This is a genomic window from Bacillus sp. V3-13 (assembly GCF_002860165.1).
Lineage (GTDB): Bacteria > Bacillota > Bacilli > Bacillales > Cytobacillaceae > Bacillus_BJ.
Window position 1 is genome coordinate 1 of record NZ_PGUZ01000092.1, and the last position, 7,812, is coordinate 7,812.

Genomic DNA, 7,812 nt, shown 5'->3' on the forward strand with positions numbered 1-7,812 from the left:
TGATTGAGCAAAAGTGTAAAATCTTATCAAGCGAAAACTGTCAACTTTATTCTAGCGTTTACAAATGGATTACTATACTCGGTAATTTCGGCTTTCCTATTTGTATATCAATTTATCTATTAATACGTTTTGAAAAGAAAATTGATAATTTGGGAGAAATAATATCTCAACTTACCGAAGTAATAAAAGAAAAAAGATAGGACTGAATAGTATGGAAAAAATTTTATATGAACTTGTAAAAGAAGCTAAGAACAACAATGAAGCATTAGAATCTATCATTGATCTGTTTGAACCAAAATTAAAAAAATCAATGTATATGACAAATTTGAACGATAGAGACGATTTAGCACAAGAATTAAAAGTAAAAATGGTTTCTTACATTAAGGGGTATGATATTGATTCAGTACCAGGGTTTTGGCAAATCAAAGAAAGAATCGATAAAGAAAAAAATTCAAAAAGGTTGTGAAATGTTTAATTCTATTTTCTTTATAAAAGGTAATTCGAATTTAGAAGGAAAGAGGTAATGTAAATGGATTCAATGGTCTTATTGGTACAACAGTGGGTAAATGATACTTATGGAGGAAGATACGGGTATGAACCAGCACCTGAAAATGGCTTAACTGGTTGGTCAACGGTATATGCACTAACTCGTGCCTTGCAAATCGAATTAGGTATTGCAGAACCATCTGATAATTTCGGTGACGGAACAAAAGCAGCATATAGAGCATGGGGAGAAATGGAGTTTGGTAAAGTTCCAACAGATGAAAAAGGGAAAAATATTGTTCAAATTTTCCAAGGATCATGTTTCTGTAAAGGTTATCATCCAGGTGAATTTACGGGAACATTTACTGAACAAACCAAACAAGCTGTAATTGATTTACAAACGGATGCTGGACTTCCTATAAGAGACGGAAAAGTTTATGATTATATCTTTAAAGCATTTTTAACTATGGATGCATATGTCCTAACATATGGTGGGGATCCAAGAATCAGAGAAATGCAAAGAGATTTAAACTACAAATATTATAAAACAGCAGGAGTTCAGCCATGTGATGGTCACTACCAAAGAGGAACGAACAAGGCCCTCATCTATGGAATTCAAACAGAGGAAGGTATTGCGCCGGAATCACAAACAGGAAGTGTGGGTCCTACAACAAAGAGTTTACTCCCAACATTATCTGTTGGAAGTAGTGGGAATTTCGTAAAGTTATTCCAATACGCATTGTATGTAAATGGATTTGATCCCGGTACATTTGACGGAATTTATGATAATGAAGTAAAAGAAACTGTCATGGATTTCCAAGCATTTTGCATGTTAAATGTAGATGGGGTTGCAGGAAAACAAACTTGGCTTTCAACATTGGTTAGTACTGGCGATTCTACAAGAAAAGGCACAGCGTGTGATTGTACAACTACAATCACATCAGCAAGAGCAGAGTCATTAAAAGCAGCAGGGTATCAAACGGTAGGTCGATATTTAACAAATGTACCCAATTCGACTTTAAATAAGAAGATTCAACCGGGTGAATTGGAAACTATTTTCAATGCTGGATTAACAGTTTTTTCAATCTATCAAACAAGAGGGAATTATTTAGAGTATTTTACTAGAGAACAAGGTAGGATAGACGCAGAGAAAGCATTTAAGGCAGCTAGAGAATATGGTTTTCTAAAAGATACTACTATCTATTTTGCCGTTGATTTTGATGTCCTTGGTTACCAAATAACTGAAAATGTTATTCCTTATTTTATTGGTGTAAATGAACGAATGATTAATCTGGGTAAAATATATAAAATTGGTGTATATGGCCCAAGAGCTGTTTGTATTGAAGTCTCAAAACAAGGGTTAGCAACGACCAGTTTTGTAAGTGGTATGTCTACAGGATATAGTGGAAATCTCGGATATCCACTTCCAGGTAATTGGGCATTTGATCAAATTTCCACTGTTACTGTCGGTTCTGGGGATGGTTATATCGAAATTGATAATAATATTAAATCCGGCAGATACAACGGGGAAAACACGGTAGATCCTTTAGTAGATTATCCTTCAGAACCAGACATGACTAATCACGTATTTTTTGATCAAATCGATCAAATATACTCGATAGCCTTTAATTATTCTGGTGGCGATGTTGTGCAAGCCAATAAACTTGTATGCCAATATCTAAGAAAAGATAGATTCGACGGTACTTTATGGGATATGACAGCGGGTTCTATTGATACAGACTTTATCAATGAGGTTAACGAACAATTAAATAATCCTTACATTTATGAAATTTATGACCCAGAATATAAGATCCCTATTGATGTTCCTCATCTAGCAGCTACACTTAATAGTGTATTGTTTTATGGCACTGGCGACCAGGCTGTTGTAGATTTTGCTGGTTGGGCAGGAGATTTAATTGATGCTGCAGGACAGGCCGCAACTATTGAAGGTTATGCTTCAGCTTATGATGCGGCATTATACCTGATAGGAAACACTGATGATAGTGTGTCCAAATTTTCGCTAATAGATTTTCTAGCGGATGTAGATGCTTTTAATATTGGTAATATGCTTAATAATATTCCACAACCAATAAATGACCTATTAAGATATTACTTTGAAGATAGATATAAGGTTAGATTTAGTCTGTTTTTTGATAATAGATTTTCAGGAAATCCAAATCTAGTACAAGCTCAAAGTACTTATTTATTAACTTCTGATGAACCCGGTATCTTTGAGATGAGATCACTATTTATGAATGCCTTTAATACTCCTTATTATACTGATGAACAAGGCGAAGAAGTTGCAATGGCTTTTAAAGATATTCTAATTCAAAAAGCTGGCGAAGAATAATCATTACAGGTATAAGATTTTGAAAACAATTAAAAGGTTAATCGATTCTTAGGTTAACCTTTTAATTTTATCTCAAAGTTTTTAAGTAAGTCTAATTTCCTTTATATTGAACAGAAACTTTTCTATAGTCGTCATAAATATTCTCATCCATATAATCAAAAGCATAATGTATTATTAATCTATCGGATGAAATCCATTCTAATTTAAAGGCCCCATTGGAAAATGGCTTGTATCCATCGTCGGTGTGTATATCCGTTATATGAGTCATAAATAACCCTGAATCCGATAATTGGTAGAGTTGACCAATGCCTTTTTCAATGACTACAAATTTATGCTGGTTATCAGGAGAAGAAAAAGTCGTATAATTTACACCTGTTAATAACCCAGGCAACATATTCACTAAAATAAAAAATACCCCTATTCCAAAAAAAATTCCTTTTATTACTTTATCTTTTAACAAATTGATTATTGAAATGATCGCTACAATCAGTAGTGAAATGGCAACTGCCTGGTGGTTAATTCCGAACGGTGGAGTTCCTATTTGTATGTAAATACCTTTTGTATTAAAAAAAGTTAATACTAATAGGAGAAAAATACTGCAAATAACAACAATTATAGCCATATTTTTACCTTTTTTAGTTTCCAATTGAATTCCTCCTTCTTTATGTTAGAAGAACTTTTTCTTCTCTGGGTATAATCAGCAATTTCTCGTTATTTTTCAATACTTTAAACTTTATAAACTGCATATATAATCATTTTAAACCTTTCCATAAGGGAGGGATAGCAAAATGGAAAATGCTATTTATGGTATTGCATTAGTACCCTTTGCATTCAGATCACGTTTAAGTGTTTAAATAGATGGTTTACCGAATGATACTTTCCTTAATCCATGGCAATTGATGAATTTTTTGGAATGTTTTATATAGAACCTAGCAATATAAAAAAAGTATATTAACTGGATTGGATACCAGCATATAAGCTGAAACAGATAACAATAGAGGCGAAAATAAAATGAGATTATCTTTAAGCGCGGGGCATGGTTATTTTACTTCTGGGAAAAGAGCGCCAGACGAAAGCATGAGAGAAGGGGAGTTTAATAGTGCGGTTGTTTCTAAAATGGTTAATCTTTTTTATGAAAAACATCAGAAGGTTGAAATTCTCCGATTGGATGATTCAACAGGAAAAACCGATATTCCATTGAGTGTAAGAGCGACTCAATCAAATAATTTTAAAGCTGACTTTCATTTAGATGTACACGCGAACGCTTATGGAACCACCTTTAATACAGCACGGGGGATTGAAACATATATTTATAATTCGATTGAAGATGGTAGTTTGACATGGAACATAGCAAGACATATTCATGATTCATTAATTATTAATACTGGAATGATTAACAGAGGATTAAAGCAGGAAGGATTTTACATGTTGAAAGAAACAAATGCTCCTGCGGTTTTAGTGGAGTGCGGTTTTATGACCAACTTACAAGATTTAGCCTTATTAAAATCGGATGATTATCGAGCGCTAGTTGCTAGGACATTGGTAGATGCAATTGCAGATAGTTTTAAAATAGCAAATAATGATATTTTCCATTCAGTAGCACCCGGGGAAACATTCTGGAGAATTGCAAATTTACACGGTATGAGGGTGGAACAATTAAAGAAAATAAATCCAGGTATTAGTGATCCATCACGAATTTATCCTGGGCAAAAAATAAGGGTTCGATAATATGCCAAATCAATAAGGTTTTTTCAGTGAGATGAAACGGCGGGCGTGGTACTTGGAGTACCTTATCGGGTTATTCTAGGATAGCAGACCAGCATATAAGCTATATGTTTGGCTACACCCTTTTGAAAGTGTTCCGAATGTACCTACTTATAATTTTTTTCAGTACTCACATATCGTTAATTCATAAGCTTTTATCGTGTATGAATAACTAAAATGTAATTGTTTGCTTTCATTAATTAAGACATAACCTTAAAACTATTAAGGTTAATAAAAATAAGCATCAAACACTATTCAAAATGCGGGCTTATATTAAAAAGTGATATAATTTCTAATATATTAAATGAGAAACATTGCTGTATGTTTCAAGGAGCGTAAAGTATGAATATAACTTATCATTATCCACCTGATCTATTTAATCTATTAGTTGATACGATTCCCTTATTGTGTAAGTCAAAAAAAGATGTATTAATCTTTTTTAAGGGTACTGGTGTTCCTACGAATATAATGAAAGACATGATAAATCAGGTTCAATTTAATAAACATACGATTAGTAAATATGAAATAACACGCACTGTTGTTGCTTTGAAATAAAGTTTGATCAAAAATACCTCGTAAACCCAAATTTTACAATAAATAAAAAGAATCCATTTTGAAAAAAGATTGCTCAAAATGGATTCTTCTCCAGCAGATTTAAGTTTGGTTTTTATAAAAAAGTTTGATCATTTTCTACCTGTATTCCCTCCACAATCGCGCCCTATTGCGGAAGACTTCCTTATTAATATTTTGCGAATTCTTTTTCAGGCAACCCCAATATGTCTGTATTTTTAGGTATATGGCCAAGTAAACGTAGCATAGTTACAATTTGCCCTTTATGATGTGATTCATGAGTAATTGAATGGATTAGTAATTGATGTGGCGTTTTTCTTATAAACCCACTACCTGCTCTCCAAGAAGGCTCTTTTTCGATAAACTCATCAAATTTGTTTTTGAATTGTTCAAATACACTCTCTACATATTCATCAGCTTGTTTAAAATAGCGTTGAATATCATCTACCTTCATATTATTAATTACTTCCTTCGTTAATAATGGAGATGATGTTTCTGATAGCACAAAAGAACCTAACCATGCATGATAGCAACCTGCCACATGAACTAAAGAATCTCTAATGCTCTGAAAACCAAATTCAAACTCTTTAGTAAATTCATCTTCATTCAATTCTCTACACTGATCTAATAAAATTTGACGTGTTTGTTTTACCCATTCATATTCTATCTTTTCCATAGCATCCTCCCACCCCTTAGATATAAAGGAAAATTTTTCTTTTTACTATACACCAATTTACATTATCATTACACCTAATTTGTTTTTTATTGAGCTACCCTAAAGGTTATTAACACGCCTTCAAAAACCCTTTCTACTTTAGCAAAATATTCATCATCCGTTATGCGACAATCTGGCCCGATACACGAAAAAGACGCGTTCCTAAATAAACGCGCCCGTTTGTTAAAGATTTTTATAAAGAAATTTTGGAAGATGTGCTATTTAAAAAGATGTAAAACCCATCGTGGTATAGTGTCTTAATTAACGAACCCTTAATGGTAAATATTAAGCATCGGACGGATCGGTACCTTCGTGCTCGGCTTTTTTTACCCGTTCTATTAAATCAGAAAGAGGAACGTTCGCATATTCGGTGCTGGTATAGTCAAGTTGATAAACTAAGCCGGCAGCTGTTCTAGAGAGAATGAGAGGATGTATCTCAATGTCCCACTCCGGTAAATCATCTTGAAGTGCTGCCTTTTGCTGCTCTGATTGGACGTCAAAAAAAGCAACACCACCTGGTTCACCAACAAAATGGTCATGAAAAACAATTTGCCCACGCTTTTGATCAGCTATGTAATCATTAAACAAGGCATTTGCTTCTCGTAATTTTACATCCTCGGGTGCTTTTGCAACCACTAAATAACAACGACGTCTTGCCATCATTAACCCCTCCTTGAATCTTTTTCAACTCTTTATTAAGCATACAATTTTTATTTTGACTTTAAATCGGCTAATAGGCTGAGATGACTACAACTAAAGATGGAAAAAAGGAGAATTCATGAAATTCAATTAGCTTACGAATAATTCTTCCTCTTATTCTAGAAAATGGCCCGATTGCGGAACAAAAAAATCCTGCATATCATTACAGGACTTTTGATCAAACTTTTTTATAAATTATCAAACTTTTTTATAAATTATCGAACTTCTTTACAAATTATCAAACTTTATTTTAAATCAACAAAGACTGTAGGTTTGGAATAAAGTTTGATTAAAATGCACCTACAAAAGTTGATTCTATAATAGAGGAAACCCATGCATTTTAAAAAAAGATTGATCAAAATGCGTGGGTTTGATTTTGGAGTAGATTTAGTATTTATAAAAAAGATTGATTAAATTGCTTTATAAGAATCAAATTTAATCATTTCTAATTTGTTAGAACTAATGTAAGGACTTTTTAAATTATAGATTATAATATCATTTTTTCTGTGCTCATTTTTCTTAATAAATAATTTTAAGAAATTAAAATCATGTGTGGAAATTATGAGTTGCTTTTCTATATTGTTCAAAACATCACACATAGTGTATTGATTAATATCATCCATATTTTGGATCGGATCATCTATACCTACAAAATTTAGTGAATGTATTTGTTGTTCTTGATTAATTGCTAAAAATATAGATATGGCTAATACTGTCCGCAGACACCTACGATGTCGGATTGTTTGCCAGTGGCATTGACGCGGCAGGTGAATGTCAGTCACCCATACTGCCACTGGCAAATGAAAAAGTCTATTTCTTTGTCAAATTCACGCTGTTAAAACAACAGATCCTTCGCCTCTTTTTTTAACAGTGAAACTATTTTTAGCATTGTATCCTTCTGTTCCTTCAGTTCGGAAATTTCTACTCTAAGCACTTCAATTACAGCCTCCATTTCCGAAATGCCATCTTGTAACTGTACGTAATACTTCTCGAGTTTCTCCATAACTCATCCCTCTTCTATAGATCGTTTATTACCCTATGAATGTGCGATTCACCCACAATTTTGTGCCCCTGTACAAAGGCATCCAACAGGCTTTGGCTGCACAGCGTATTGAATTTTCGCGGCACCCCGTGGCTGAAGTTGTAAATTGCTTGAATGGCCTCTTCTGAAAAAAGTTCTTGAGGGGTTTCCACCACGTCCAACTGATGGTGAATATACTCATGCGTTTCC

The 7,812-nt window shown here is 33.4% G+C and carries 9 protein-coding genes and 1 pseudogene; 5 read left to right on the plus strand and 5 right to left on the minus strand.

The genetic code is table 11. From position 1 onward, the window contains the following. From CU633_RS21870 to CU633_RS21880, 3 genes are all read left to right on the plus strand, one after another. The coding region (locus tag CU633_RS21870; protein ID WP_308314819.1) for a YvrJ family protein at positions 1-200 on the plus strand (200 nt) is incomplete at its 5' end. Between the two features lie 11 nt (positions 201-211). Beyond that, positions 212-466: a helix-turn-helix domain-containing protein gene (locus CU633_RS21875; protein ID WP_101662665.1), complete on the plus strand. Its 255-nt coding sequence runs from the start codon at positions 212-214 to the stop codon at positions 464-466. Positions 467-529: 63 nt separating this feature from the next. After that, positions 530-2,833, plus strand: coding sequence for a glycoside hydrolase domain-containing protein (locus CU633_RS21880; protein ID WP_101662666.1), 2,304 nt, complete (start codon positions 530-532; stop codon positions 2,831-2,833). Positions 2,834-2,924: 91 nt separating this feature from the next. Here CU633_RS21880 and CU633_RS21885 read toward each other — a convergent pair whose 3' ends face one another. Continuing rightward, on the minus strand, positions 2,925-3,479 hold the full coding sequence (locus tag CU633_RS21885; RefSeq protein ID WP_101662667.1) for a hypothetical protein: 555 nt from the start codon (positions 3,477-3,479) through the stop codon (positions 2,925-2,927). A gap of 365 nt (positions 3,480-3,844) precedes the next feature. Here CU633_RS21885 and CU633_RS21890 point away from each other — a divergent pair, with 365 nt between their 5' ends. Next, positions 3,845-4,561, plus strand: coding sequence for an N-acetylmuramoyl-L-alanine amidase (locus tag CU633_RS21890; protein WP_101662668.1), 717 nt, complete (start codon positions 3,845-3,847; stop codon positions 4,559-4,561). A 378-nt stretch (positions 4,562-4,939) separates the two neighbouring features. Next, complete coding sequence (locus CU633_RS23045) at positions 4,940-5,152, plus strand: hypothetical protein (protein WP_180955073.1); 213 nt, start codon at positions 4,940-4,942, stop codon at positions 5,150-5,152. A gap of 184 nt (positions 5,153-5,336) precedes the next feature. Here the strand turns inward: CU633_RS23045 and CU633_RS21905 are convergent, their stop codons facing one another. From CU633_RS21905 to CU633_RS23155, 4 genes and pseudogenes are all read right to left on the minus strand, one after another. After that, on the minus strand, positions 5,337-5,843 hold the full coding sequence (locus CU633_RS21905) for a DinB family protein (protein ID WP_101662669.1): 507 nt from the start codon (positions 5,841-5,843) through the stop codon (positions 5,337-5,339). A 324-nt stretch (positions 5,844-6,167) separates the two neighbouring features. Then, a complete protein-coding gene (locus CU633_RS21910; protein WP_101662670.1) occupies positions 6,168-6,542 on the minus strand; it encodes a hypothetical protein in 375 nt (124 codons plus the stop codon). 874 nt (positions 6,543-7,416) lie between these two features. After that, the gene (locus CU633_RS23050; protein WP_180955074.1) at positions 7,417-7,584 is read right to left on the minus strand and encodes a hypothetical protein; all 168 of its coding nucleotides are present in this window, start codon (positions 7,582-7,584) and stop codon (positions 7,417-7,419) included. A 14-nt stretch (positions 7,585-7,598) separates the two neighbouring features. Continuing rightward, positions 7,599-7,812 (minus strand): annotated as a pseudogene (locus CU633_RS23155) (ExeA family protein); the annotation flags it as partial.

What these genes read in the sequence shown, in the direction of transcription:
- CU633_RS21875 (WP_101662665.1), top strand. Translation starts at nt 212, where the DNA reads ATGGAAAAAATTTTATATGAACTTGTAAAAGAAGCTAAGAACAACAAT.
- CU633_RS21880 (WP_101662666.1), top strand. Translation starts at nt 530, where the DNA reads ATGGATTCAATGGTCTTATTGGTACAACAGTGGGTAAATGATACTTAT.
- CU633_RS21890 (WP_101662668.1), top strand. Translation starts at nt 3,845, where the DNA reads ATGAGATTATCTTTAAGCGCGGGGCATGGTTATTTTACTTCTGGGAAA.
- CU633_RS23045 (WP_180955073.1), top strand. Translation starts at nt 4,940, where the DNA reads ATGAATATAACTTATCATTATCCACCTGATCTATTTAATCTATTAGTT.
- CU633_RS21905 (WP_101662669.1), bottom strand. Translation starts at nt 5,843, where the DNA reads ATGGAAAAGATAGAATATGAATGGGTAAAACAAACACGTCAAATTTTA.
- CU633_RS21910 (WP_101662670.1), bottom strand. Translation starts at nt 6,542, where the DNA reads ATGGCAAGACGTCGTTGTTATTTAGTGGTTGCAAAAGCACCCGAGGAT.
- CU633_RS23050 (WP_180955074.1), bottom strand. Translation starts at nt 7,584, where the DNA reads ATGGAGAAACTCGAGAAGTATTACGTACAGTTACAAGATGGCATTTCG.